This window comes from Chloroflexus aurantiacus J-10-fl (assembly GCF_000018865.1).
Lineage (GTDB): Bacteria > Chloroflexota > Chloroflexia > Chloroflexales > Chloroflexaceae > Chloroflexus > Chloroflexus aurantiacus.
In genome coordinates this window covers 4,878,822-4,903,780 of sequence record NC_010175.1, presented here as the reverse complement: position 1 = coordinate 4,903,780, position 24,959 = coordinate 4,878,822, and the positions used below count along the sequence as shown (strand labels likewise).

Genomic DNA, 24,959 nt, shown 5'->3' with positions numbered 1-24,959 from the left:
AAATCTTGTTGCGCTGTGCCCGCTTGACAAAACCGGCAGCTCTTGCTATACTCTCACCCGTCAATCGCTCCGGCGATGACACGGAGGACGGCCCAGCCGGGCACGCTCCGCAACCAATTGGCCCGTCGTCCACGGCGCAGCGCAGTTTGCCTGCACCGCTTTTTTTCGCCACGGGCCGGTCGTACCTTGACAACTCACGCGATTGTTGAGAGAGAACCTGCATCATCACCATCCCTGGTGCGCGTTGTCCACCCGTGCACCAGGTGCCGTTCGGCCCATTGGCCGTGACGGACGGAAGACATGATGAGCACACGATGGATGCCATGGCGCTGCGTGCCGAGGAAGGACGGGGCACGGCACCGATATGCTCCGGGGAGCCGCGTGCAGGCTGTGATCCGGAGGTCTCCGAATGGGGCAACCCGCTGCCATCTGGCAGCGCTCCGCATGCGCGGAGCGGGAACCCGGCCAACTGAAACATCTCAGTAGCCGGAGGAAGAGTGAACGACACCCGTAGTAGCGGCGAGCGAACCGGGTGAGGCCTAAACCGTGCGCGTGCCAAGGGGGCAGCCGTTGCGCGCACGGGGTTGGAGGACGACCCACGCCCATCCTGCTCGATGGGCCTCACGCGACCGCGTTCAGCAGAAGCAGTGTGGAACCCTGCACCAGAGAGCGTGAGAGTCGCGTATGCGTGCGCCTCAGCGTGAGGGGTCGTTCCTGAGTAGGTCCGGGCACGAAGAACCCGGGCTGAAGCCGGGCAGACCACTGTCCAAGGCAAGCTACACGCAGTGACCGATAGCGCACAGTACCGTGAGGGAACGGTGAAAAGTACCCCGGTGAGGGGAGTGAAAGAGACCCTGAAATCGTGTGCTTCCACGCCGTGGGAGCCGGGCAACCGGTGACCGCGTGCCTTTTGGAGTATGATCCGGCGAGTAATCCTCGGTGGCGTGGTTAAGGCAGAGCCAGCCGGAGCCGGAGTGAACGCGAGCCTGAACAGGGCATACCGTCGCCGGGGATTGACCCGAAACCGTGTGAGCTACCCATGGCCAGGCTGAAGCGTCCCTAACAGGACGTGGAGGGCCGCACCGGTGTCTGTTGCAAAAGGCTCGGATGAGCTGTGGGTAGGGGTGAAATGCCAATCGAACACGGAGATAGCTGGTTCTCCCCGAAATGTATTGAGGTACAGCCGCGGCAATGGCACACCCGGAGGTAGAGCACTGTTGTTGTGCGGGGGCTTCACCGCTTACCAAGCGACGGCAAACTGCGAATGCCGGGTGTGTGCACCGCGAGTGAGACGGCGGGTGCGAATATCCGTCGTCGAGAGGGAAACAACCCAGACCGCCGGCTAAGGTCCCCCAGTGGTCGCTAAGTGGGAAAGGTTGTGGCGCCGCTTAGACAACCAGGAGGTTGGCTTAGAAGCAGCCATCCTTGAAAGAGTGCGTAACAGCTCACTGGTCAAGCAGCGCTGCGCCGAGGCTGTAACGGGGCAAAGCGACCCACCGAAGCCGCGGGTTGACTGAGAGGTCAACGGTAGGGGAGCGTCGTGACCGCAGGGAAGGGACGGCGGAAGCCGCACTGGAGCGGGCACGAGTGCGAATGCCGGAATGAGTAACGGAGAAGCGATGTGGCAATCATCGCCACCGAAAGTCAAAGGGTTCTGCCGCACGGATGCACCGCGGCAGGGTAGTCGGGCCTAAGGGGACGGCCACGGCCAGACCCGATGGACAACAGGTGAATAGTCCTGTACCGTGGAGTGGTCGCTTGACCAATGCCGGATGCTGAGGGGTAGTCGCCGCGGCGAGACGAGCGCCGTCCAAGCCGGTAGGGAGCAGGGCGAAGGAAATCCGTCCTGCGCTGACCGAGAGGTGAGTGAAAGGGGGTTGGGGAACCAACCGCCAATGGCGAGGCGCCTGTGCAGCCACGAAAGGCCGGCTCGGGAGACCACCCACGCCCGTACCGCAAACCGACACAGGTAGACAGGTCGAGGAGACCAAGGTGGACGAGTGACCCCCGGTTAAGGAACTCGGCAAATTGACCCCGTACCTTCGGAAGAAGGGGTGCTGCGTGTAGGGTGAAGCCCCTGGCGGGTGGAGCCCGAGGCAGCCGCAGGGTCCAGGCCCGGGCGACTGGATACCAGAACCACAGCTCCCTGCTGAAGCCGGAAGGCGACGTATAGGGGGTGATGCCTGCCCAGTGCCGGAAGGTTAAGGGGAGGGGTGAACGCTCCAAACCGAAGCCCCGGTAAACGGCGGCTGTAACTATAACAGTCCTAAGGTAGCGAAATTCCTTGTCGGGTAAGTTCCGACCCGCACGAAAGGCATCACGATCTGGGCACTGTCTCGACCGGGGGCTCGGTGAAATTGCAGTGGCCGTGAAGATGCGGCCAACTCAGAGCGGGACAAAAAGACCCCGTGGAGCTTTACTACAGCTTGCCATCGGGCCGTGCAGGCGGATGCGTAGGATAGGTGGGAGGCGGAGAAGGCGGACTTGCGGGTCTGCTGGAGCCGACGGTGAAATACCACTCTTCGGTCTGCGCTGCCCTCACCGGCGGAAGGCTGGGACGGTGGCTGGCGGGTAGTTTGACTGGGGCGGTCGCCTCCTAAAGGGTAACGGAGGCGCGCAATGGCGCCCTCAGGCGGGATGGTCATCCGCCGTGGAGTGCAACGGCAGAAGGGCGCTTGACTGCGAGGCAGACAGGCCGAGCAGGGATGAAAGTCGGCCGTAGTGATCCCACAGTACCGGGTGGAAGGGCTGTGGCTTAACGGATAAAAGCTACCCCGGGGATAACAGGCTCAGACCGCCCAAGAGTTCATATCGACGGCGGAGCGTGGCACCTCGATGTCGGCTCGTCGCATCCTGGGGCTGGAGTAGGTCCCAAGGGTTGGGCTGTTCGCCCATGAAAGCGGCACGCGAGCTGGGTTCAGAACGTCGTGAGACAGTTCGGTCTCTATCCGCTCTGAGCGCGTAGAGCAGTGCGCGGGGCTGGCCCTAGTACGAGAGGACCGGGCTGGACGGACCGCTGGTGGAGGAGTTGTGGGGCGGCCTGCAAGCTCCGTAGCTATGTCCGGGAGTGAGAACCGCTGAAAGCATCTAAGTGGGAAACACGCCGCAAGACGACTGCTCTCACAGCGCAAGGCTGGTAAGCCCCCCGCGAGATGAGCGGGATAAGCGGCCGGAGCTGGAGGCGGGGTGACCCGTAGAGGCGACCGGTGCGCAGGGGCGAGGGCTTCCGTCCGTCGCGGCGAGGGGGCCGGGACGGGGCAGGTGATGGTGCAGTGAGCAAGAAGGACAATCGCGTGAGGGGTGAAGGGACGACCTTCAACCACTGGGTGTGTGAGGAGCGCGGTGGACCCACCCCGATCCATCCCGAACCGGGTCGTGAAACATCGCAGCGCCGATCCTACTGGCGGCTCTCCGCTGGGAACCTAGGTCCACGCACCCGACCGATGATGACCCCCGGCAACCAGATACGGTTGCCGGGGGTTGTTTGTTTGGTGCACGCTCTGTTTACCGGTCGCTCACAGGCTGCAATGCCATCGGGCCTGCCAGTAGTGCATCGCTTTCGGGGCGTCGCAGGTGTGGGAGTGCTGGTTTCACGCATCTGCGCACAGGCACAGCGGCGGTTGAACGCTGAATAGTATTCTGCACACACCGGATTTGATGTCACTCAGAGCCTTCGTCTTCCTGAATGTCTGGTTGAACATTTGTCGCAGGACATCGTAGCTCCACGTGGATGTTCTGGGATTTGCAAAGTGCAATTCCGGGATCGGCGTGACATGCGCCTGAGAGTAAGCGCGGTACTCTGATAGCAAATCCGGTGTAGCAACGGTCACGGTACGCAAGCTCCTGTCGCCATCACGCTGCGGCCCTGAGCGCTTCATCGTGGTGCGAAAGCGCTGGTATCCTCTGGGAGTTTGCGCCTCCGGTTTGCTCATCACCGGCAATAATACGCCGTGCCCGCCGTCAACGGTGTATCGTGCTCCAGGCTCAGTGTGCGACAGTGGAAGCCATCCGGTACAGGTGGTTTCCGCTCCAGTGGGGGCATGGCGCAGCGCACTGCTGGCCGCAGCACTACCCCTCACGCTGGTGCTGCACCTGAGCGCGAATGGATTGAACCAGCCGCTGCCCCTGCAACAACGTATCAGTGGCTTGTTGGCGGCACACCTTGTAGTGCGCCAGCACAGTACTGACAATCTGCATTGATGCGCAGTGTCAGTCCAGCAGCATAACGGCTGTATGGTATGGATGAAATAGCTGCTGCATAGTGGGTTGATCTCATACAGATCGCGGCTCACGAGCGTGCAAACCAAACTGCTTGACAAGTCAATTTGCATCACGTATAGTAATGGTATCGGTTTTATTCCAAATCGGAATAGATTGCATCACCCCGAGACAATAATTCTCAGCATTACGTCAGCCTCTTCATTGTCCCTCCGCTCCCATCTCAATCGGGGTTCTGCGCATCCCAGTCTGATTTTCCTTTCCGGCTCGCTGGCGAGCTATGGCGATAGTTGGCGTTCATTGACGAACGGAGAGTGCTATGGACATCAGTCGGGAGAAACTCCTCTGGGCGTATGAGCGGATGCGGCTCATTCGTGAGTTCGAGGATCGGTTGCACACCGATTTTGCTGCCGGGAAGATACCTGGTTTCGTTCACCTGTATGCCGGTGAAGAAGCGGTAGCTGTTGGTCTCTGCGCGCACCTGCGGGATGATGATTTTATTACCAGCACCCATCGCGGTCACGGGCACTGCATTGCCAAGGGAGTCGATCTGCGGGCGATGATGGCCGAGATCTACGGCAAGGCAACAGGAGCCTGTAAGGGCAAAGGCGGTTCGATGCATATTGCCGATGTCGATAAGGGCATGCTTGGCGCCAACGGCATTGTTGGTGGCGGCCCGCCACTGGCCTGTGGTGCCGGTCTGACCGCGAAGATCAAGGGTACCGATCAGGTAACGGTTTGCTTCTTCGGTGATGGAGCGTCGAATCAGGGTACGACGTTTGAGGGTCTGAATCTGGCGGGAATCTGGAAATTGCCGGTCGTGTTTGTGTGTGAGAATAACGGCTACGCCGAGACGACGTCACCCCGTTATTCTGTTTCCGGGCAAGACATCGCTGCACGCGCACGTGGGTTTGGTATGCCGAGCATTGCCATTGACGGCCTCGATTTCTTTGCCGTTTACGAGGCAGCCGGTGAAGCTGTAGCGCGTGCCCGGCGCGGGGAAGGCCCGACGTTTATCGAGGCGCAGACGTATCGCTACTATGGTCACTTCGAGGGTGACTCGATCCGCTATCGCACTCGCGATGAGGAAGCTCATTATCGCTCGCTCGACTGTCTCCACCGTTTTCGCCAGACTGTGACAGCGCAGGGATTGTTGACGGCTGCTGAGCTTGATGAGATCGATGCCCGTGCTCGTGCCGCGGTGGAAGATGCGGTACGCTTCGCTGCCGAAAGCCCATTGCCCGATCCGGCAGAGCTGTTGACCGATGTCTATGTTGATTATCCGATGTCGGCTTTGTGGCCCTTCCAGGAAGCTGCCGTCGCAGTACGACGCTAGATGCGAATAGAGATAGTGAGCTGTAGGGAAGGGGTAGCTTTCCTTCGGCACAGACAACTCAACGATGAGGTGATACTATGACTGCAATGGTTGAAGAGGCAGTACGTACTCTGAGCTATCGTGAGGCGATCAATGAGGCATTGCGTCTTGAGATGCGGCGCGATCCAACGGTTATCTTAATGGGTGAAGATGTCACCGGAGCATCCCATAGTGAAGACGAGAGCCATCTTGATGCCTGGGGTGGGGTGTTGGGGGTGACGAAGGGTTTAGTACACGAATTTGGCCGTCAGCGTGTGCGTGATACGCCAATTACCGAGTCGGGATTTGTTGGAGCCGGTGTCGGCGCAGCGGCAACCGGTCTACGACCGGTGGTTGAGCTGATGTTCATCGGCTTTATGGGGGTATGCCTCGACCAGATCGTCAATCAGGCCGCCAAGATGCGCTACATGTTCGGTGGCAAGGCGCGCATTCCACTCGTCATTCGGACGATGATCGGGGCCGGTTTTCGGGCAGCAGCCCAGCACTCCGACTCGATCTACTCGACGTTTGTTCATTTCCCCGGCCTGAAGGTGGTTGCGCCGGCGACTCCGGCTGATGCGAAGGGATTGCTGGCAGCGGCTATTCGTGACGATGACCCGGTTATCTTCTGTGAGCACAAACTGCTTTACGATATGAAAGGGCCGGTTCCCGAAGGTGAATATGTTATTCCGCTTGGGCAGGCTGATGTGAAGCGCGAAGGTGGTGATGTCACGATTGTAGCCATCTCTCGTATGGTATTGCACGCTTTAGAGGCGGCCGAGCGATTAGCGCAACAAGGTATCAGCGCTGAAGTCATTGATCTTCGCACCTTATCACCACTCGATGAGACGACGGTACTGGAGTCGGTGCGGAAGACCGGCCGTCTGGTTGTGGTTGATGAAGATAATCCACGGTGCAGTGTGGCGGGCGATATTGCCACCCTGGCGGCGACACAGGCGCTGGAATTTTTGAATGCGCCGGTCAAGCTGGTCACACCGCCGCATACCCCGGTACCGTTTAGCCCGACACTGGAAGATGCCTATGTGCCTTCGCCTGAGCGGATTGTGGCAGCGGCGCGGGCGACATTTGGCTGATTCTGGGGGCGCTTGTTGCAGGAGAGATCATGCCTACCGAGGTTGTGATGCCAAAGTGGGGCTTGAGCATGCAAGAGGGAAAGATCAACCTCTGGCTCAAGCGCGAAGGCGAGTCGGTGCAGCAGGGTGAGCCAATTGCAGAGGTGGAAACGGAGAAGATCACGAATGTCGTTGAAGCTCCGGTGAGTGGAACGCTGGCGCGGCTGTGTTATCCGGAAGGGAGCGTTGTGGCGGTGACGAAGGTTATCGCCTACATCACTGCTCCCGGTGAGCGGCTGGTCGAGGTGGCCGGGAATGGCGCAGTAGAGACGGTTCCGGCTCCGGTTGCCGTTCAAGATACGCCGGCAGTGTCTCTGCCGCCGGCACCAGCCCGTACCGCTGCACCGCGCGCCATGCCGGCGGCGCGCAAGCTGGCCCAAGAGCATGGGATTGATTTGAGCACGCTGGTCGGGAGTGGCCCTGGTGGGGCGATTATCCGGGAAGATGTTGAGCGAGCCATTGCAGCCCGGGCGACGCCAGTACAGCCGCTCCAGCGGGTCGGCTTCTACAGTGATGGTCATCGTCTTGATGGCTTGCTGTACACGCCTCGTGATCTAGCACCGGGTGAACGCAGGCCAGGTGTGGTATTGCTGGTCGGCTATACCTACCTCAAGACGATGGTGATGCCCGACATCGCCAAAGTGCTCAATGCTGCCGGCTATGTTGCACTCGTCTTCGATTACCGTGGGTTTGGCGAGAGTGAAGGAGAGCGGGGTCGCCTCATGCCACTTGAGCAGGTGGCGGATGCGCGGGCTGCCCTGACATTCCTATCCAACCAGCCGACTGTCGATCCTGAGCGCATGGCTGTGATCGGGATCAGTCTGGGTGGTGCGCACGCAGTGACAACCGCTGCCCTTGATCGGCGAGTTCGTGCAGCGGTGGCATTGGAGCCGCCCGGCAACGGTGCGCGTTGGTTACGGAGTTTGCGTCGGCAGTGGGAATGGAGTCAATTCCTGGCGCACCTGGCTGAAGATCGCCGGCAGCGGGTGCTGACTGGGAAGTCAAGCCTGGTCGATCCGTTAGAGATTGTATTACCCGATCCGGAATCGCAGGCGTTTCTCGATCAGGTTGCGGCTGAGTTCCCCCAGATGAAGGTGACGTTATCGCTGGCAAGTGCTGAAGCGTTGATCGAGTACGCTCCGGAGGATATAGCGGGTAACATTGCCCCGCGACCGTTGCTGGTGATTCACGGCGATGCCGATCAGCTTGTGCCGCTGGCAGAAGCGCAGGCTATCGTCGAGCGGGCGGGGGCAACGGCGCGGTTGGAGGTTATTCCCGGTATGAGCCATTTCAACTGGGTGCTACCGGGAAGTGCAGGATTTATTCGGGTAACGAACAGTATCGTTGAGTTTCTGCAACAGGCACTCCCTGTTGTCAGGTCATCGTAATCTTCGCCAGCAGGAAGACCGGCAGGATCGGCAACAAAACGCTACCGTGTCTTACCTGCTGCTATGCAGTGGAGCGCGGGGCAATAGTGCCCCGCGACGTGTTCCATGGTTACTGTTGGCATCATCGCTAATCCGGCATCAGGGAAGGATATTCGGCGGCTGGTAGCGCATGGCTCGGTGTTTGACAATGAAGAGAAGGTCAGCATCGTTAAGCGGGTTCTGCTAGGGTTGGAAGCCGTTGGGGTTCAGCGTGTCTGGATCATGCCGGATCGGTTCGGGATTGGCCTCAAGGCGCTCGACAATCTCCCGTTGACGATTGAAGCAACGCTCCTCGATATACCGGCCTGGTTTACGCCTGACGACACGTTACGCACGGCACGGTTGTTTGCTGAACGTAACGTTGGCTGTATCGTGACTCTCGGCGGGGACGGTACCAATCGACTGGTTGCCAAGGGGTGTGGTGATGTACCGCTCATGCCAATATCAACCGGCACCAATAATGTCTTTCCATTGATGATTGAAGCGACCACCGCCGGCCTGGCGGCAGGGCTGGTCGCGTGTGGTCGGGCCGACGCGGCAGTAGTTCGTGCCCCACGAATTGATGTCTACCGCCTGGCTACGCCGCAGGCGATTGATCAACTGCACGAAACAACACCGGATGATATAGCGCTGGTGGATGCTGCTGTCTACGACGAGCGATTTGTCGCCGCACGCGCTATCTGGGACAGCACGCGGATCAGTGATCTGGTACTGACGCGCACCGAACCGGGCAATATTGGATTGTCATCGATTGGGGCGCATGCGCTGGCCGGTCAGTATCCATCAGGTCACGGCTTGTATTTGCGGCTTGCCGCTAGCGGGAAACCGGTACGGGCACCTGTGGCACCGGGCCTGATGCAAACCGTTCACGTTGCGGAGCATCGGATACTGGCTCCCGGTGAAACGGTGATCGTCTGTCGTGAGCGACCGGCGGTACTGGCCTTTGATGGCGAACGCGAAATAGAATTGCGAGCCGGCGAGTCGGCGATATTGCGCTTTAACCCGCATGGTCCTCGTGTAATTGAGCCACGGCGGGCAATTGCGCTGGCGGCTGGAGCAGGTTTTTTTAGCGGTGAGTGAGTTTACATAAAATAATAATTGTCAATATTCTCTATTGCCTGGATGACTCTACCTCGTCCCCCGATGCACCGGGGGAAGTTTTTACTCAGGAAACCGCTGATTGTTCAGATGGACGGAACCAGTTTCATCGTTGAATAGCACTTCACCGACTGCAACAACCCTTTCCCCTTCAATCAGCTCAAAACGGCTTCCAGGTTGTAAAAGCTCAACAGGTGCATCAGGAGAAAGAAACCGGAATGAAACGGTCATTGGTTCTCCTGCAACGGGTATTGATGTGAATTCTACAACGACGCTCCAGGTTGTGTCGTGGCCTGGAAATCGTGCCACGGTAGCGTATCGTAATCCGGCGAATGGCTGCCGACGTCCGCCTTCCTCCGCCGAAAGCCATCTCAGCGTGCCTCGTATTGCGGTCCTCATCGGGAGACTGCTCCTCTATAGCGGATGCGATGAACTTATCAGCATTGTGACGTCGTACTTGACCGATGCAGGTGAGTTTGTACCACCGTTTATGAGGCTTTGTCTACGCCGACATGAGTAAGAACAACCTGGTATTGCCCAGGGCCTATCATCAAATTACCCCATTTCTGGCATGTTCCAAATTGTTCGGCACAATATTTGTCCTCTACGAAGTTGCTCACTGTTCAAGGCACATTAGCACATTTGAGCACTTTATATGTGAAAGGGTTTGTTAGCGATAACCTCTCTACCTTGAGCTATCTGTACAGCTTCATCACTGGATCAGGCAAGCAGTTTGGCTCCGGTCAGTGCATTGCTGCTGCGTCATCAGTACAGTCAGTACAGGCCGCTACTCTAATCTCTACATCAGTGCCGCCGGGTACGATTGGGAGAACAGTGGTGGTATCTGCGGTAAGGGTTTGCCAGATAGCAGCGGTATACATAACAGAAGAAGCACAGTCAACGCTACGCATCACTCGCAGCATAGAGAGTATCAGCCCTATGGCAGCCCTAAGATATTCTCCAGCTTATTCAGCACTCGATGGAAAGCTTCCTCGAACGTATACGGGTCTTCGCCCTGTTCAACCAATCGTTCCCGTTGCCACGTCATAAAGAGGGGGATAAACCAAAGCAGCGCAACCATTCGCCAACTCAGTGGAACATTCCCTTCCTGCTCAATGGTCGAAAGCAGACTGAGCAGTCGTTCAAGTCCTGCTTCATCAAACTCACCTACTCTCAGGCGGGCGGGGAAACCTGTCTGTTGTTCCCATTCTTGTTCGAGAGCTTGAATGATGGATGCGCTATCCATTCTCTTACCTCTACCGGATGATCATACATTCATTGCCTGGGAAACCACATTTCTCATCCTGAAGTAAAGGATGACCTGTCGATGAATTGATAACTTTCAGTGAAATTAAATCGCGGATCAGGATTTCCTTACTTTTTCTCAAAACGAAGATAAACTTCACAAGAAGGTTGTAGGACCTGGTATTTGACATGTTCCAAACATTCGGTCGCTTCCTCAACCAATGGCAGATTGTGCTAGTCATCGCCGTACCATAATACGACTGATTGAGCACATTCAACTAAGTACATCAAGGTACGCGCTAAGCGCGTTGCCTCAAAGCAGCCATTTGCAAGTATATGAGCTTGTGCTTCAGTAGAACCTATTTCAAAAATGTCTGCTTGTGCTAGAATAGCGGTATGAGCAGACATGACCTCACCGATGACCAATGGGCGGTGATCAAACCGCTCATCCCGAAACAACAGCGCACGCGGGGTCGTCCGCGCAATGACGACCGCCGGACACTGAATGGTATGCTGTCTGTACTCCACACGGGCTGTGCCTGGGCAGACCTGCCAACGGAGGACGGGTCTCCCAGCACCTGCTGGCGACGATGGCACGCGTGGTCGCAGGACGGGAGGTGGGAGCGCATCTGGCGCACCCTCCTGAGCCGCCTCGCTGCCGACGGCACGCTGGCATGGGCACGTGTGTTGCTGGACGGTAGCGTCGTTCCAGCGAACCAAGGGGCATTAGCGGAGGCAAACCGACGGTCGGCAACGGCGCCAAGGTGATGGTCGTGGTCGATGGCACTGGCGTGTCCATCGGCCTGCACGTGGCGAGCGCACACCCGCACGACCGTACCCTGGCTGAAGCGACGGTGCGGACCATACGGGTGCCACGCCGACGCGGCCGGCCCAGCACGCGACCACACGACGTGGTAGCGGATAACGCCGATGACCGTGCAGCGTTGCGCAACGACCTGCGTCGGTGTGGGAACACACCCACCGTTCCACCTCGTGAGCGGTGCAACCGTCAGCAGCCCACGCGTGGGCATCCGCTACGTGCTGGCACAAACTATCAGCACCGCTGGAAGGTCGAGCGGTGCGTCGCATGGATGGACAAGTACCGTCCGTTGGTGGTGCGCTCTGATCGTCATCTGCATAGCTCTCGTGCGTTCTGTCTCGTCGCTATCATGTTGTGGTGCGTTGACCGAATTTTGAAATGAGTTCTAAACAGCGTATCGCTTAACCCTGTCTCTGTGGCTACAACTGTCCAACACGCTCCACGTGCTGTGGGAAACAATTCATGTGCAGCATGAACCAGGAAGGGTTGATCTGGCTGCACCAGCTTCACGTGCACATCAAAGTGGTTATCCAGCGTCTGGCAATCACCGGTCAGTAAGATGAATTGACTCATCGTGGCCCTCCTCGGTCAGAACGATTAACGCGGTGGCGCAATTCGCTGGATCGGAGTGCTGCGTCTACGCGGTTGATGTCACTTGCTGTTGTCACCTGGTCAGTGCGATGAATGAATTGACATCCCGTGATGGGATACCTATGGACTTCCGGCAGGTGGGTATGTGGGCTGCTGTAAGGAACGTGATCTTCCGCAGCGCAATCCCGCCAATTAGACGCACCGGCAGCAGCGGCAGATGCCTCAGCGGGTCGGTGTACGTCAGCGGGTTGTTCAGCGCGTATGCGTAGCGGTTCAGGTCCTGCGGATTGACCGGGCCGCTGCCGGCGCTGCGCCACATCCCCTTCGCCGTCGCATCGCTCGGTCAGACGGTGAGCGGCTGGTTGGGAGCGATGGCTCGTGCGAGCTATTCTAACTCCTTCAGTCAATGGTAGCAATGCGCAATGCCAGCTCCGAAGGTGCGCCACTGCCGCTGGCCGTTTGGGATTGGCCGAACATACACCGGTCGCTCGTGGATTGCCGATGGGCGCGCCGCCGCCTGCGCCGCACCCGCCGATGAGGCGGCGTGGGCTATGGCGGGCAGGGCAGCCGCTGCCTCGTCGGCGTGGGCAGCGGCGCGGATCAGTGCCCCTCCGCCGCCAGGAACGATGGGCAGCGCGGTGGACGCGGTGTCGGCAGCGAGCGCGGCCCAATTCCAGGGGTCGCTGGGGTTCTGCCAGACGGCAGCGGCGCTCAGGGCCAGATTGGCAAGGTCCCACGCGCTCTCAACCCACTGCCCCGTCGGGTCGGTGTATGTCAGCGGATTGTTCAGCGCGTAGGCAGAGCGGTTCAGGTCCTGCGGCGTGGCGGGCACGCCGCCGCGCTGCGCTCCCCATCACCTGGCACTGCTGTTCATGATGGGCTAGTGGAGAGACGGGGAGTGATTACTATCGCATGCTACGATAGCAGTTGGTTGGTGTCCAGGCTAGAATGGACGCTATGCTAGCGCAGCAGCTCATCGGGATCGATGTTGGGGATGCCGAGCTGATCAGCCGGAATATCAAACGCGATCATTTGATGGACAAAAAGCGACAATACCTCATAATAAGCTATGACACGCCCCCGTTCATAGCTACAAGCGTCTGTATTCCTTTCCCGAGTAGGGTTGGCAGTCAGGCATGCTTCCCACCTTTGCTTGCTTTCCATGGCTTGTTCATGTAGCAGCATGACGAAATCCTGCAGAAAATAGAGAAAGGTGTTGTTATCCATCACGGCCCTCCTTGACCACGTTCCATCAGCAGGCCGCGCAGCACATCAGCCTGCTCTGCGTAATTGGTAGCTTCTTTATGCCAGTACCGCAGTAGATCTTCCCGATCTTTGGCAGTCATAGTTTCCCACTTTTCGGCATACTGTGCGGGATTGGCAAGCTTGTCACGATGCAGTGCGGCCTGCCGCTCCAGGCTGCGTAGTGCACGCTCAATTTCTGCCGAACGCCGTGAGAAATAGTTTTTGAGAACGCCAGCATGACGGCCACCAGCCTTCGTGATCTCATACGCAGCGGGTAATGACTTTCCCGCCCCCTTGGTACCCCCGATAATCCCAACCCGCAGCAGGTCATCGAGGGGTAGCGCAACCGGCAGCAGGTCATCAGGTTCAGCCGCTTCCAGCGCGGCGGTCAGGGTCAGATTGGCCGCCGCCGCGCGCTTCTCCTCAACCGACGCCTGCGGATCGGCCAGCGTGTGGGTGGCTTGCACGGCATCCCACGCCGTCCAGCCGTCGTCAATCGCCTTCAGCAGCGCCAGCCCGCCAGCGATGGGCACCGGCAGCAGCGGCAGATGCCCCGTCGGGTCGGTGGCGGGCAGCGGATTGTTCAGCGCGTACGCAGAGCGGTTCAGGTCCTGCGGGTTGACCGGGCCGCTGCCGGCGCTGCGCCACATCCCCTGCGCAGTCGCGTCGCTCGGCCAGACGGTAAGCGGCAGGCTGGGAGCGACGCGACGCGCGGCACTGCGCTCCCTGACGGGATGCTCCCATCATCGCATCCAGCGTGCCAGTGGAGCGCCCCCGCCCCGCCCGTGCTTGCTGCCCTATCGTCGCGCTACCAGGAGATCGTTGCCCGCATCAGCACCGCCGACCGGTATCACCCAAAGCGATGTCTCGTCAGCATCAGGCACCGCACTGCATGCGTTGCCAGGCGCGGTCTGGCCTTCGCGTGGCCCGATCACCGCATCCCGCTCTCTTCCTCCGCTGCCCGACGCTGGCTGCAGCGCACCCCGTCCTGGGTGAGCGACCTTCCAGGGAGCCTGGTTCGTTCGCCGTTTCCGAGCGTGCGTGCTACGCAGCGGCACGCCCGGTCGCGATTACCACACCTGGATCGGCTTCCCAATACCAGGAACAAAATGCGCTGCTTCTGATTCCGGCCATATGCGTGCCCGCGCATCATCATCGAGCCGAATGCGCAGCACGTGACCGGAGGTGAAGGTGAGCGTGATCGCCACGTCGTCCTGCAGTTCGACGCGCTGCACGGTCGTGCCGATGAGCGCGCACAGTTGATCGCGGGACGTGGGGTCGGGAAAGGTGATCTGGGTGCCGTCACATGCCAGGATGGGAGGCACCAGGGCGCGCAGGATCGGACCATCAAAGCAAAACTCCACATAATCCCGTACAAAGCAGACAGCGGCTAATTCCTCGTCAACGAGATCGTGCAACGTGCGTATGTCCTTCATCCAAATTACTCCCAATCCTTGAGATAGAGATGGGCCAGAGGGTCGCTCTTGGAAATGGTTCGCCCAGTGTACGGATTGACTCTCTGATCACGCTCATTCATATACACAACGCGCCGTCCTTGCCTCTGGTTTGCGTCCATAATACGGACAGCGGACACACGCTGGTCGAGCCCTTTCCCGCCCGATCCCCCGATATATTGAAACCCCGGCGCCCGGGTGGAGAGCGGACCGACGGCGCCATCAGGAACCGGAATGGCTTCTCCGTGTGGCGTCACCACGAAATCCGGTGCGCGCCGCGGCTCTGCCAGCGTACCGACGGCCGCACTAGCGGGTGTAGTCGCCGCCTCCGCCACCCCCGCCCCACCCCGCGCCGCCGCCTGCGCCGCACCCGCCGATGAGGCGGCGTGGGCTATGGCGGGCAGGGCACCCGCTGCCTCATCGGCGTGGGCAGCGGCGCGGATCAGTGCCCATCCGCCGCCGGGGACGACGGGCAGCACGGTGGTGGTGTGCAGGGTCGGGGTGGACTATCACGTCGCGCCACGCTCCCGGCTCAGCGGCTCAGCCGTGTGCCGGCCAGGTCCCTCATCGCGCGTACCCGCCGGCGTGGCGTACGGGGCGCTGATAGTGCGCGTGCCCCCCTCCTCTGCCGCTATCGTTGTGTTCGTGCTGACCGTGGCCTGGCCGATGGCCGTCAGGCGGTCGTCGTACCGGTGGCGGCGCCGGGATCCCTCGTTGCCTTGTCCGCCCTCACCCCAGCGCGACCCGCTCACGCTGAGGCCACAACCCGGATCGGTTCACAGCCAACAAGCTGCGTGACCCCCATCGCCAGCAGCAGGCGGTAGACCCGGTTTGAGATGATGACGATGCGCCCTGTGGCCCTGCCGCCATCCCCGAACACCTCATACGAGGCATTGACGTCGGCGGCAGCAAAGCCGTCCTGTCGATAATAGAGCTCCGATGTGGGAGATTCCCAGTGGTGGTCGCGGGCGCAGTGCGGGGTTGCCGTGGGTAGCCGGCGCATCCGGGTCGGTGGCACCAGCAGCGGAGGCAAGAGGTGGGTTGGCTGCAGCGCATACCACCCGGCGGGCCGCTCTGGACCCACCGGGATGAGGGAGAGGCCGGTGACGTCTGCCTGCTGCAGCGCCTCCGCCAGCGGTGCACTGACAACCAGGGGGTGCCAATCGACCGCCGCCAGGTGCGGGCCGGTGGGCAGGTCGCTGATCTGGAGGTGTTGCCAGTCCCAGCGCTCCTCGGCGAAGCCGCAATGGGGACAGATGGTGACCCAGTCCCAGCGGAGGGTGCCGTCGACGGAACTGACCACGGCCTCCGTGCCAAGCCTGAGGAAGGCGGCGTCGAGGAGTTCGGTGGGGGTGTATTCCCGCCGTTCCCAGACCGAGCCGTAGAAGCCGCGGGCTTGCAGGTGTTGCCAGACCTCGTCCAACTGGGCAGGATAATGGTCGAACTGGAACGTGAGCACACGCGGATTGGGCCATCGCTCAATAGCAATAAAGCCCAAAGGCTCCAGGATTTGCAGCACCTCGCGTTCCCACTGCGGTCGATGGGTCGCCTCTTCCTTGCTAATCTCCACTCTGAACTTAATAATCTCTCGCATTGAGGGTCCTCCTCTTCCAACTGGTGGTTGGCCTACTGGTAGGGTAGCCCGAGTGGTTTGAAGTAGACTTCCCAAATGAGTTGCGCCCAATCCTCGAACCCAAGGTCGGTATAAACCTTACGATGCACCTCCCAGATTTTTTGCGCTGATGGCAGTTCGCCCGGTTGATACGGAAGCTGATCGCGGATCATATCCGTTATCGTCTGCTTCACCTTTCCCGGCCGGGCCGTGCAGCGTCTGTGGAATGAGCACTGCCAGGATCCGCTGTTCAGCCTCTTTCAGGCTCGTGAACCCTGGTTGCCGCCAGAGCCGCTTCTCCACCAGGTGATGGACGGCGGTACCCGACGGTGCCAGGGGCGGTCAACCTCACCGTAGGGTTGGATGCTGTATGTCCGGATGGTTGCCAGGGCCGCCTGGCTCAGGGAGGTGACGGCGCGTCCTGAAGGAACGGCGCGTCCCATCTGGCGCAGGAGGTCGGCATCGGAGAGGACATTGGCAACCTTCGTGCCGCGGATCACCGCCCCCGCGCCGCCAGGAACGCCGGGCAGCACGGTGGACGCGGTGTCAGCGCTCAGCGCAGAGTTGTTCCCGGCAAGCTGCGCACTACCAGGTGCGTAACGGTAATGTGCAGCCTGCCACTTGCCCTATCTCTCTTCGGTACTCAGTACCGCTTCAATGGCTGTTACCACCCGTTCCAGGTCGGCCTGCTCGATAACCAGCGGTGGTAGCAGCCGCAAGACATTGGGTCCCGCCGGTAGGGCCAGGACGCCGTGGTCGATCAGCGCTGCGATGGCGGGCTGGGAGCGACTTTTCAGCTCAAGACCGACTAACAGGCCCAATCCCCGGACTTCGCGAACCGACGGCAGGCGCAGGTCGCGCAGTGTTTGTAGCAGCCATGCCCCTTTGGCCGCCGCCTGCTCAGGTATCCGTTCGCTCTGATACACGTGCAGGGCGGCCCGGGCCGCAGCACAGGCCAGAGGGTTGCCCCCAAAGGTTGAGCCATGGGTTCCCGGTGGTAGTGCGCCGTGACGTTCGTGGATGACCACGGCACCCATTGGTACCCCGGCAGCAATGCTCTTGGCAAGGATGAGCATATCAGGCGTGACGCCACTATGCTCAATCGCAAACAGCTTGCCGGTTCGCCCAAAGCCAGTCTGTACTTCATCAACCAACAACAACGTGCCATTCGCAGCGCAGATGGTGGCGACTTCTGCCAGATAGCCGGGCGGCGCCGGTCGCACCCCACCCTCTCCCTGCACCGGTTCGATCAGCACCGCAGCCGTCTGTGGGCCGATAGCGGCTCGCAACGCTTCCACGTTTCCGTAAGGCACATGGCTGAATTCCGGCACCAGGGGTAAAAATGGTTCGCGGTACTTGCTCTCCCAGGTGGCACTGAGCGCCCCCATGGTACGGCCATGGAAGCCGCGCATGGTTGCAACGACGCCAGGCCGACCTGTCAAAAGCCGCGCAAATTTCAAAGCTGCTTCAACCGCTTCTGCCCCGCTGTTGCAGAGGAAGATACGCGAGGGGAATGGTACGACCGCCGCTAATTCGGCCAGATATGCTGCCCGGACATCGTTGGGAAAGATTTCGGGACAACTGATGAGCCGCTCTGCCTGTTCGCGAATCGCTGCGACGATAGCCGGGTGGCAGTGGCCGAGATTGGCCGCACCCTGACCACCGACACAATCGATGTAGACCCGGCCATCCGCATCGTACAGGCGCGCCCCTTCCCCGCGCACGATTGCCAGTGGCCGCTTTGGATACAAGCCACTGGTGTAGAGCGCTTCTTGCGCAATAATCTCGGCATTTGTGCTCAGCGTATTGATCATCACGACATCCTTACCCTTGTGTGACTCATTGAAGCTATGAGGCATGCTATTCGGCGACCGTAATCCCGGCCTGGGCCAGCGCATTACTGACCAGTGGCCAGATCGTGCGGTGATCAATGACATTTTGATCGCGCCGGGTGCGTACCTCGATCAGATGCAAGCCGCCGGTAAAACTGGCCTGAAGTGCTTCGTGTACCGCTGACCAATCTGTGGCCAGGGTGTAGTGCGCGTTGTGCATTGCCGCCAGTGGTGCGAAATCAACACCGTGTGGCGTACCGAATAATAGCTCGAACTGGTCAGTTTCGCTGGCCTGGGGCAGAAACGAGAAGATACCGCCACCATCGTTGTTGATCAACAGGATCGTAGCATCGAGCCGGTGGAGCCGAGCGGCAAGCAGGCCGTTGGAGTCGTGCAGGAGCGAAAGGTCACCCAACGCCATCACGAGCGGTCTCGCCTGACCGGCAGCCAGGCCGAGCGCGGTTGAAACCAGGCCATCAATGCCGTTAGCTCCCCGATTGCCAACCACGTACAGCGGGTTCGTGCGTGGGCCGAGAAACGTGTCGCAATCGCGTACCGGCATCGAATTGCCAACAAACAGCGTTGCACCGGCAGGCAACCAGGAACCGAGACGGGCAAACAGTCCCGGTTCACTGATGTGCTCTTGGGGTAGGAGATGTGACTGAATGATCGTCCGTGCCGTCTGCTCGGCGCTTACCCATGCGCGTAGCCAGAGGGTCGGCCCTTCACGTTGCGAGGATGCCAGCGCGTCGGCCAGCGCGATACAGAACCAGTGTTCATCGACGTGCAGGTGTTCGCGGGCCAGGCTGGTCGGCTCACGCCAGCCGGCACCGCCATCAATCACAATCTGGCGAGCGTGAGGATGGTGTTGCAGGTAAAGCAAGAGCGGTTTGCTGGTTGGCATTGCCCCGAAGCGCAAGACAACTTCTGGCGCGTAACTGGACACGAAGCGCTCATCACGCAAGAAGGCATCATATGTGCCCAGGGTATACTCATCGACGTGCGGCCCGTAGCGTACTCCCGACAATGGATCGGCCAGGATGGGGTAGCGCAGACGATGGGCCAGGGTGGTGAGCAGTGGGCCAAGATCGGGTGGACAATCGGGACCGGCGATGATCAGTCCCCGGCGGTATTCAACCAGGCTGGTTGCCAGCATTGCCAGTTCTGCTCCACCGATCATGCGACGTGCCGGCGTTACCTGAACCGCTGATGGCGTTTCGCTAAACAGGGCTGCCATCCGCGCCCGATCAGGAACGAGTGGTTCTCGAAAGGGCAGATTCAGGTGCACCGGGCCGGCAGGAGCACTGCGCGCCAGTCCGACAGCACGACCCAGCGTAGCCCGTAAAAAGGGCAAGAGTGCCATATCCGGTGTGGGCAGATCAACAAACCAGCGCACATTGCGCCCGAAAATTCCGATCTGATCAATTGTTTGCGGCGCACCATTATCGCGCAACTCAGGTGGGCGGTCGGCAGTCAGGATCACGAGCGGCACCCGGGCGAGGTTAGCTTCAACGACTGCCGGCAACAGATTGGCCACCGCCGTGCCGGAGGTACACAGCACAGCAGCCGGCATCCCGCGCGCACGAGCCATGCCCAGTGCGAAAAAACCGGCTGAACGCTCATCCAGATGCATCCAGACCCGCAACGACGGGTGGCGCGCTACGGCCAGCGCCAGTGGTGTACTACGCGAACCGGGGCAAACAACCACATCTTTGACCCCATTTGCCGCCAGACTCTGCGCAATTGCTGCCACCCAATGCGTCAGCGCTTCGATATGCGCTGTAACGTTCATGCAACCCTCGCTTAGCCAATCATCTCTTCACTTGCCCCAAGCGCCTCTAACATTGCCCGCAGCTTAATTCTGGTTTCGGTTAGCTCACGCTCTGGATCAGAAGCTGCCACAATCCCACAACCGGCAAAAAGCGTTGCTTCGCGCCGCCCGATCAATGCCGAACGGAGGGCAACAGCGAACTCGCCATCACCCCGGGCATCAACCCATCCCACGGGAGCCGCGTACCATCCCCGATCAAGTCGTTCGTGATCACGAATCCAGGCCAGTGCAGCGGGACCCGGTTTACCACCAACCGCCGGAGTTGGGTGAAGACGCCCAACCAGATCAAAAATATCGTACCCGGCTCGGATGCAGGCTGTGATCGGTGTAAACAGATGCTGGACATTACGCACCCGCATAATCTCAGGGGTAGACGGCGCCTGCACCGCGTCGCAATACTCGGCCAGCGCAGAGCGAATCATCTGCACCACAAAAGCGTGCTCGGCGCGATCTTTAGCGCTTTGCAACAACGCCGCGGCCAACGCGGCATCCTCATCCGGTGTCTTGCCACGTGGTGCCGTACCGGCGAGCGCCGAAGCGGCCACTGCGCCATTCCGGAGCGCTACCAGACGTTCGGGTGAAGCGCCGAGAAATGTTCGGCCACCGCGCGCCACGGCAAAGACAAATGTATGCGGATAATCCCGGCGCAACCCGTGCAGCGTCGCAGCCGTATCAAACGGTTCTGTGCTGCGCAAACGCACAGCACGTGCCAGCACCACCTTCTCCAACGTACCGGCGCGGAGTTCGCTCACGGCATTGGCAACAATAGCTTTCCAGGTCTCGGGATCGAGCGAGACATCAACCTGCAAATCAAGCGGAGGACGCCGCGGTCGTAGTGGGAGACCGATCAGTGCCTGCAAACGACGGGCAGCGGCTGCCCCTAGTGCCAGCGTCGAACTGTGCGCATCCACCATCCCGTTCACCGTCAACGTTGTCACATCACCGTGGCGCACGATCAGCAAGCGTGGTACCATCAGCAATGCCATCGGATAATCCCGCCACAAATCGCTTGGGGGTTGATCGGGATCAAAACGAAACCCGGCCACGGCAACGGGTCCCTGTACCGGCAGTTCGGGATCGGCATCAATCACTGCCTCACTCACCAACTGCTTCCATGCCGCAGCACTGACAGCAAAGCGATCAGCGCCAGATGTTGGTGTAAAACTCCATGCTGCACCGAGACCGGTCAATTCAAAATCAGCGGCCGGCGTGCTCCAGAAAAAGCGATTATGGGTAACACCGGCACCACGGGCAAACAGCGCCAGGGGATCGCGCAGCCCGACACGAGTGGTGATACTCACCAACACCGGTCGCCCAAGCTCGCGAGCGCGTTGCCGGGCCACATCGGCAGCCGCCTCCATCCGCGGCACTTCGCGTAGCGTGGCAGTAGTTACCCGTACTCCGATGAGAGGATTGGTCATACGATTGTGATGTAGTACACGCTCCCTTTACGACCCGGGATTGTTACAATCTTGCCTTTATGCATTGTATCACGTTATGGTTGTTCTGATGCGAGATAACGACCTATTCGAGCGTGTCGTGCTTAGTAGATTGTGTCGGGAGAGTGGATTGTGAGGTGAGATTATACGGATGCATGAAGTAAGTTCTGGTAGCAAAAAACAGGGCGAAGCCCCTTCGCCCTGTTCACTATGCCCGCCAGGTTAGCGGTGTTCTGTCAATGTTCCTGCTCGCGAGCCAGGTAGTAGGTCATGCTTTGCAGTACCGCGACCGGATCGATGTAGCGCACCCAGACATCTTCGGGGACTTGCAGGATCATCGGCGCGTAGCTCAGAATCGCCCGGATACCCGCCTCGACCAGGACATCGGCAACGCGCTGTGCCTGTTGGGCAGGCACAGCAATAATCGCCATCTTGATCTGCTTCTCGGCGATGATGCGTCGCACGTGGGCGAAATCCTGAATCGTGAGATCGCCGATCTTCTGACCAATTTTGGCCGGATCGGAGTCAAAGAGAGCAACGATCTCAATTCCTTCGGTGCGGAAGCCTTCGTAGCGGGCAATGGCCTGGCCCAGCAAGCCGATACCGACGAGTGCTACCGGCCAGTGGTGATGTAAGCCGAGAATACGTTCGATGTGCTGAAGCAGCTTCTCGACATCGTAGCCAATACCCTGTTTGCCAAATTCACCGAAATATGAGAGGTCTTTGCGGATTTGGGCCGCAGTGACGTTGATCCGTTCTCCTAATTCTTGCGACGATACAGAGTGGACACCCTCTTCAAGCAGGTAACGCAGACTCCGTGCATAGAGGGGAAGCCGCCGAATGACAACATCTGGTGGTAGATCAGAACGCTCCACGCAACTCCTCCATTGGATCGGGTGGATCGGGTGAAGTATGTGAAGTGTAGCACAAGCATGACAGTTCTGCAAGCGTTTTTCTTTTGTGTATTTTGCAGGTATCGCTCTGGGCAGAGGTTGCGGATTGGTACAGAGGTGACTGGTAGCCTGCTTATATCAAAGCTGGTAGTATAGAGGTCATGACGGCACCGGCTAACTATGACCCTGATGCTGCACCTGAATGATGTGCCGCTGGAGGCCAGTAGGGACGACGCATGCGTCGCCCCTGCGACGCTGACAACAACTGCGCTGTGGCGTAAAAACCACATGCCGTGCCCCTGCTGTCACGTCACCCACAACCCACTGGCGACTCGCCGGCGGTATATGTGGCAACGCTTCAGCAAGAGGATCACATCTGACCGATGCCCATGGTGTCACTCCGCCATCCTGCCACATGTGCTACAATGCGCCCGCGGGAGTATCTGTTCGCTATGACAGGTCGGTTACCGGGTGATATATGGATACGCTGGCTGGTAAGCGAATTGTCCTCGGTGTGTGCGGAAGTATCGCTGCGTACAAGGTGGCCCAACTGGCTCGCGATCTGACGCTGGCCGGGGCGCTGGTTGATGTGATTCTGACCGAGTCTGCCGAGCGTTTTGTTGGGGCAGCAACCTTCCAGGCTCTGACCGGACGCCCGGTGCTGACCGATATGTGGAGTCTGCCCGAAGATGGGGTTGTGGGCCATGTGAGCCTGGGGATGCACGCCGATATGGTGGTCATTGCTCCGGCAACCGCGAATACGATTGCCCGTCTGGCTGCCGGGTTAGCCGATGATTTGTTGACGACCACAGTCCTGGCGACGCGAGCACCGCTGCTGATCGCTCCGGCGATGAATCCGGCGATGTATGAACATCCGGCAACGCAGGCGAATCTGGCGGTGTTGCGTGAGCGCGGAGCGTATGTGCTTGAGCCAGAGGTGGGGCGGATGGCCGAGCCGGTTGTCGGACGTGGTCGGCTGCCCGAACCGGCCGATTTGCTGGCCGAGATACATGCCCTGTGGGGACGTCGGTACGGCCCGCTCCGTGGGCGCCGGGTGGTCGTTACTGCCGGTGGCACCCGGGAACCGATTGATCCGGTACGTTATATCGGTAATCGTTCGTCGGGGCAGATGGGGTATGCGCTGGCTACCCGTGCCCGTGATCTGGGTGCACAGGTCACGTTAATCAGTGGCCCGACTGCCTTGACCCCACCACGAGCGGTATCCTTTGTCGCGGTCGAGACGGCATTAGAGATGCAGGCTGCGGTGCAGTCGGCCTGTGCACAGGCCGATATCCTTATCATGAATGCAGCAGTGGCCGATTTTCGCCCGGCTTCTACGGCTGCCGAGAAGATCAAGAAGCACAATGATGAGGGTATGGTGCTGCATCTGGTACAAAACCCCGATGTTGTGGGTGAGCTGGCCGGGCGGCATGATATATTTAAGGTTGGCTTCGCGGCTGAAACCAATGATTTGCTGGTCAACGCCCGGCACAAGCTGCGACGTAAAGGCTTGAACCTGATTGTCGCCAATGATGCAGTGGCCAGTATTGGTCAACCTGAGATTGCGCTTACCGTGCTGGACGGTGAGCGTGCCGTCGAGTTGCCACGGCAGCCAAAGGCTGTCGCCGCGGCAGCGTTGTTGGATGTTATTGTAGAGCGTTTTGAATATTGGCTGAGCACTCGCCGGCCATCTGGTGAAGAGTTTGAGGATCGATGACGACAGAACCACAATCAAATCAGTCGCCGCCTGAACCACCACCGGCACCTCGCCCAACCCGTCGTCTGACGGTGCCGACATTGCCACGGGCAGCGGCTGCCACAACTGGTCAACAGGTATCGCGGGCTGAAGTAAACGAATTAATTACCGCCTTGGGTGATGCCAATCACCCTCGCCACGCCGAAGCGGTGGATGCCCTGGTTGCACTGGGCGCAACCGTCGTGCCGGCTCTGTGTGCCGTGCTTGACCCTGATCGACCATGGTTGACGGTCTACCGGGCAACGGAAGCGCTGGCGCAGATCGGTGATGGACGGGCGACCGGCCCACTCATCAAGGTGCTCAAGCATCCCAATGCGAATGTGCGTTGGGGTGCGGTACGGGCACTGACCCAGGTTGGTGATGTGCGTGCCCTTTTCGCACTTCGTGACGTAGCGCGTTCGGATCAGGGACGAACGACCTGGGGCGAGTCGGTGCCCGGTGCCGCCCAGAGTGCGCTTGAACTGCTGAGCCGGCGCAGTATCTGGGCACAGAGCCTTGAACTGGTGAAGCTGGCCGTGGTCAGCGTGATCTTCCTGTTGTCGATGGCGCTGGCGTTTGGTGTCATTGGTACCCTTCGGAATGAGCTTGATCAGTTTGGCCGTTATGTTCCCGGTCAGACCGAATTGCCGACGCTGGTGTTACCCACACCGCGCCCAACGGCTACCCCGCGCCGGCCAACACCGGCAAGCCAACCGACAACATTGCCGGCAACCCAGGTGATTACCGGCACGGCCCTGCAGGTAGCGAATGTTCGCCCCTTACCCGGTACGAATAATCAGCCGATTGGTCGGATTAATGCCGGCGATGAGATCATCTTCCTGGCTCGCACGGCCAACGATCAATGGTATCTGATTCGTCTTGGCGAGCAACGGAGTCCGGACTCTTTTATTGCCAACCCCGATGGCAGTGGTACCGGCTGGGTCAATCGCGCGCTGGTTTCGCCGCCGCCAACTGAAGTGCCGATCCAGGAACCGTTACCGCTTCCTGCACCAACAGCGACGCCGTAGGGCG

21 protein-coding genes and 2 rRNA genes are annotated in these 24,959 nt (G+C 59.7%); 10 read left to right on the top strand and 13 right to left on the bottom strand.

Annotated features, from left to right (window positions below; all coding sequences use genetic code 11):
• Positions 1 to 291 precede the first annotated feature (291 nt).
• From CAUR_RS19275 to CAUR_RS19250, 6 genes are all read left to right on the top strand, one after another.
• A 23S ribosomal RNA gene (locus tag CAUR_RS19275) occupies positions 292 to 3,232 on the top strand.
• Between the two features lie 92 nt (positions 3,233 to 3,324).
• Positions 3,325 to 3,439, top strand: a 5S ribosomal RNA gene (gene rrf / locus CAUR_RS19270).
• 1,098 nt (positions 3,440 to 4,537) lie between these two features.
• Entirely contained in the window at positions 4,538 to 5,554 is a 1,017-nt protein-coding gene (locus CAUR_RS19265) for a thiamine pyrophosphate-dependent dehydrogenase E1 component subunit alpha (protein WP_012259508.1), read from the top strand.
• Between the two features lie 77 nt (positions 5,555 to 5,631).
• Positions 5,632 to 6,666, top strand: a complete 1,035-nt coding sequence (locus CAUR_RS19260; protein WP_012259507.1) for an alpha-ketoacid dehydrogenase subunit beta — start codon at positions 5,632 to 5,634, stop codon at positions 6,664 to 6,666.
• Between the two features lie 29 nt (positions 6,667 to 6,695).
• Positions 6,696 to 8,093 (top strand): alpha/beta fold hydrolase, encoded by a 1,398-nt coding sequence (locus tag CAUR_RS19255; protein ID WP_012259506.1) that lies wholly within the window; start codon positions 6,696 to 6,698, stop codon positions 8,091 to 8,093.
• 105 nt (positions 8,094 to 8,198) lie between these two features.
• Positions 8,199 to 9,212: an ATP-NAD kinase family protein gene (locus CAUR_RS19250; protein ID WP_012259505.1), complete on the top strand. Its 1,014-nt coding sequence runs from the start codon at positions 8,199 to 8,201 to the stop codon at positions 9,210 to 9,212.
• 81 nt (positions 9,213 to 9,293) lie between these two features.
• Here the strand turns inward: CAUR_RS19250 and CAUR_RS19245 are convergent, their stop codons facing one another.
• Both CAUR_RS19245 and CAUR_RS19240 read right to left on the bottom strand, forming a co-directional pair.
• Positions 9,294 to 9,461 carry a hypothetical protein gene (locus CAUR_RS19245; protein WP_157866493.1) on the bottom strand — a complete coding sequence of 56 codons (168 nt, stop codon included), beginning with the start codon at positions 9,459 to 9,461 and terminating at the stop codon, positions 9,294 to 9,296.
• 706 nt (positions 9,462 to 10,167) lie between these two features.
• A complete protein-coding gene (locus CAUR_RS19240; protein WP_012259504.1) occupies positions 10,168 to 10,476 on the bottom strand; it encodes a hypothetical protein in 309 nt (102 codons plus the stop codon).
• Positions 10,477 to 10,871: 395 nt separating this feature from the next.
• Here CAUR_RS19240 and CAUR_RS21980 point away from each other — a divergent pair, with 395 nt between their 5' ends.
• Positions 10,872 to 11,243, top strand: a complete 372-nt coding sequence (locus tag CAUR_RS21980; protein ID WP_012259503.1) for an IS5 family transposase — start codon at positions 10,872 to 10,874, stop codon at positions 11,241 to 11,243.
• Entirely contained in the window at positions 11,240 to 11,677 is a 438-nt protein-coding gene (locus CAUR_RS19230) for a transposase (protein ID WP_273068661.1), read from the top strand. The genes CAUR_RS21980 and CAUR_RS19230 overlap by 4 nt, the downstream gene beginning before the upstream one ends.
• Before the next feature lie 282 nt (positions 11,678 to 11,959).
• Here the strand turns inward: CAUR_RS19230 and CAUR_RS19225 are convergent, their stop codons facing one another.
• The 11 genes from CAUR_RS19225 to CAUR_RS19175 all read right to left on the bottom strand — a co-directional run bounded on the left by CAUR_RS19225 (position 11,960) and on the right by CAUR_RS19175 (position 22,174).
• Positions 11,960 to 12,205 carry an RHS repeat-associated core domain-containing protein gene (locus CAUR_RS19225; RefSeq protein ID WP_012259501.1) on the bottom strand — a complete coding sequence of 82 codons (246 nt, stop codon included), beginning with the start codon at positions 12,203 to 12,205 and terminating at the stop codon, positions 11,960 to 11,962.
• An 84-nt stretch (positions 12,206 to 12,289) separates the two neighbouring features.
• Entirely contained in the window at positions 12,290 to 12,718 is a 429-nt protein-coding gene (locus CAUR_RS21660) for an RHS repeat-associated core domain-containing protein (protein ID WP_012259500.1), read from the bottom strand.
• Positions 12,719 to 12,846: 128 nt separating this feature from the next.
• On the bottom strand, positions 12,847 to 13,113 hold the full coding sequence (locus tag CAUR_RS19215) for a hypothetical protein (protein WP_012259499.1): 267 nt from the start codon (positions 13,111 to 13,113) through the stop codon (positions 12,847 to 12,849).
• Entirely contained in the window at positions 13,113 to 13,781 is a 669-nt protein-coding gene (locus tag CAUR_RS19210) for an RHS repeat-associated core domain-containing protein (RefSeq protein ID WP_012259498.1), read from the bottom strand. Before CAUR_RS19210 ends, CAUR_RS19215 begins: the two co-directional genes overlap by 1 nt.
• A 420-nt stretch (positions 13,782 to 14,201) precedes the next feature.
• Complete coding sequence (locus CAUR_RS19205; protein ID WP_242604987.1) at positions 14,202 to 14,549, bottom strand: hypothetical protein; 348 nt, start codon at positions 14,547 to 14,549, stop codon at positions 14,202 to 14,204.
• A 784-nt stretch (positions 14,550 to 15,333) separates the two neighbouring features.
• Positions 15,334 to 16,179, bottom strand: coding sequence for a hypothetical protein (locus CAUR_RS19195; protein WP_012259495.1), 846 nt, complete (start codon positions 16,177 to 16,179; stop codon positions 15,334 to 15,336).
• A gap of 32 nt (positions 16,180 to 16,211) precedes the next feature.
• The gene (locus CAUR_RS21090) at positions 16,212 to 16,370 is read right to left on the bottom strand and encodes a hypothetical protein (RefSeq protein WP_012259494.1); all 159 of its coding nucleotides are present in this window, start codon (positions 16,368 to 16,370) and stop codon (positions 16,212 to 16,214) included.
• A 453-nt stretch (positions 16,371 to 16,823) separates the two neighbouring features.
• Positions 16,824 to 18,011: an aspartate aminotransferase family protein gene (locus CAUR_RS19190; protein WP_015909458.1), complete on the bottom strand. Its 1,188-nt coding sequence runs from the start codon at positions 18,009 to 18,011 to the stop codon at positions 16,824 to 16,826.
• A 46-nt stretch (positions 18,012 to 18,057) separates the two neighbouring features.
• Positions 18,058 to 19,821, bottom strand: a complete 1,764-nt coding sequence (gene menD / locus CAUR_RS19185; RefSeq protein WP_012259491.1) for a 2-succinyl-5-enolpyruvyl-6-hydroxy-3-cyclohexene-1-carboxylic-acid synthase — start codon at positions 19,819 to 19,821, stop codon at positions 18,058 to 18,060.
• An 11-nt stretch (positions 19,822 to 19,832) separates the two neighbouring features.
• Positions 19,833 to 21,281: an isochorismate synthase gene (locus CAUR_RS19180; RefSeq protein ID WP_012259490.1), complete on the bottom strand. Its 1,449-nt coding sequence runs from the start codon at positions 21,279 to 21,281 to the stop codon at positions 19,833 to 19,835.
• Between the two features lie 254 nt (positions 21,282 to 21,535).
• Positions 21,536 to 22,174 carry a redox-sensing transcriptional repressor Rex gene (locus tag CAUR_RS19175; protein WP_012259489.1) on the bottom strand — a complete coding sequence of 213 codons (639 nt, stop codon included), beginning with the start codon at positions 22,172 to 22,174 and terminating at the stop codon, positions 21,536 to 21,538.
• 496 nt (positions 22,175 to 22,670) lie between these two features.
• On the opposite strand from CAUR_RS19175, the gene coaBC reads away from it, so the two are divergent.
• A complete protein-coding gene (coaBC, locus tag CAUR_RS19170) occupies positions 22,671 to 23,909 on the top strand; it encodes a bifunctional phosphopantothenoylcysteine decarboxylase/phosphopantothenate--cysteine ligase CoaBC (protein WP_012259488.1) in 1,239 nt (412 codons plus the stop codon).
• Positions 23,906 to 24,955: a HEAT repeat domain-containing protein gene (locus tag CAUR_RS19165; RefSeq protein ID WP_012259487.1), complete on the top strand. Its 1,050-nt coding sequence runs from the start codon at positions 23,906 to 23,908 to the stop codon at positions 24,953 to 24,955. Before coaBC ends, CAUR_RS19165 begins: the two co-directional genes overlap by 4 nt.
• Positions 24,956 to 24,959: the final 4 nt, after the last annotated feature.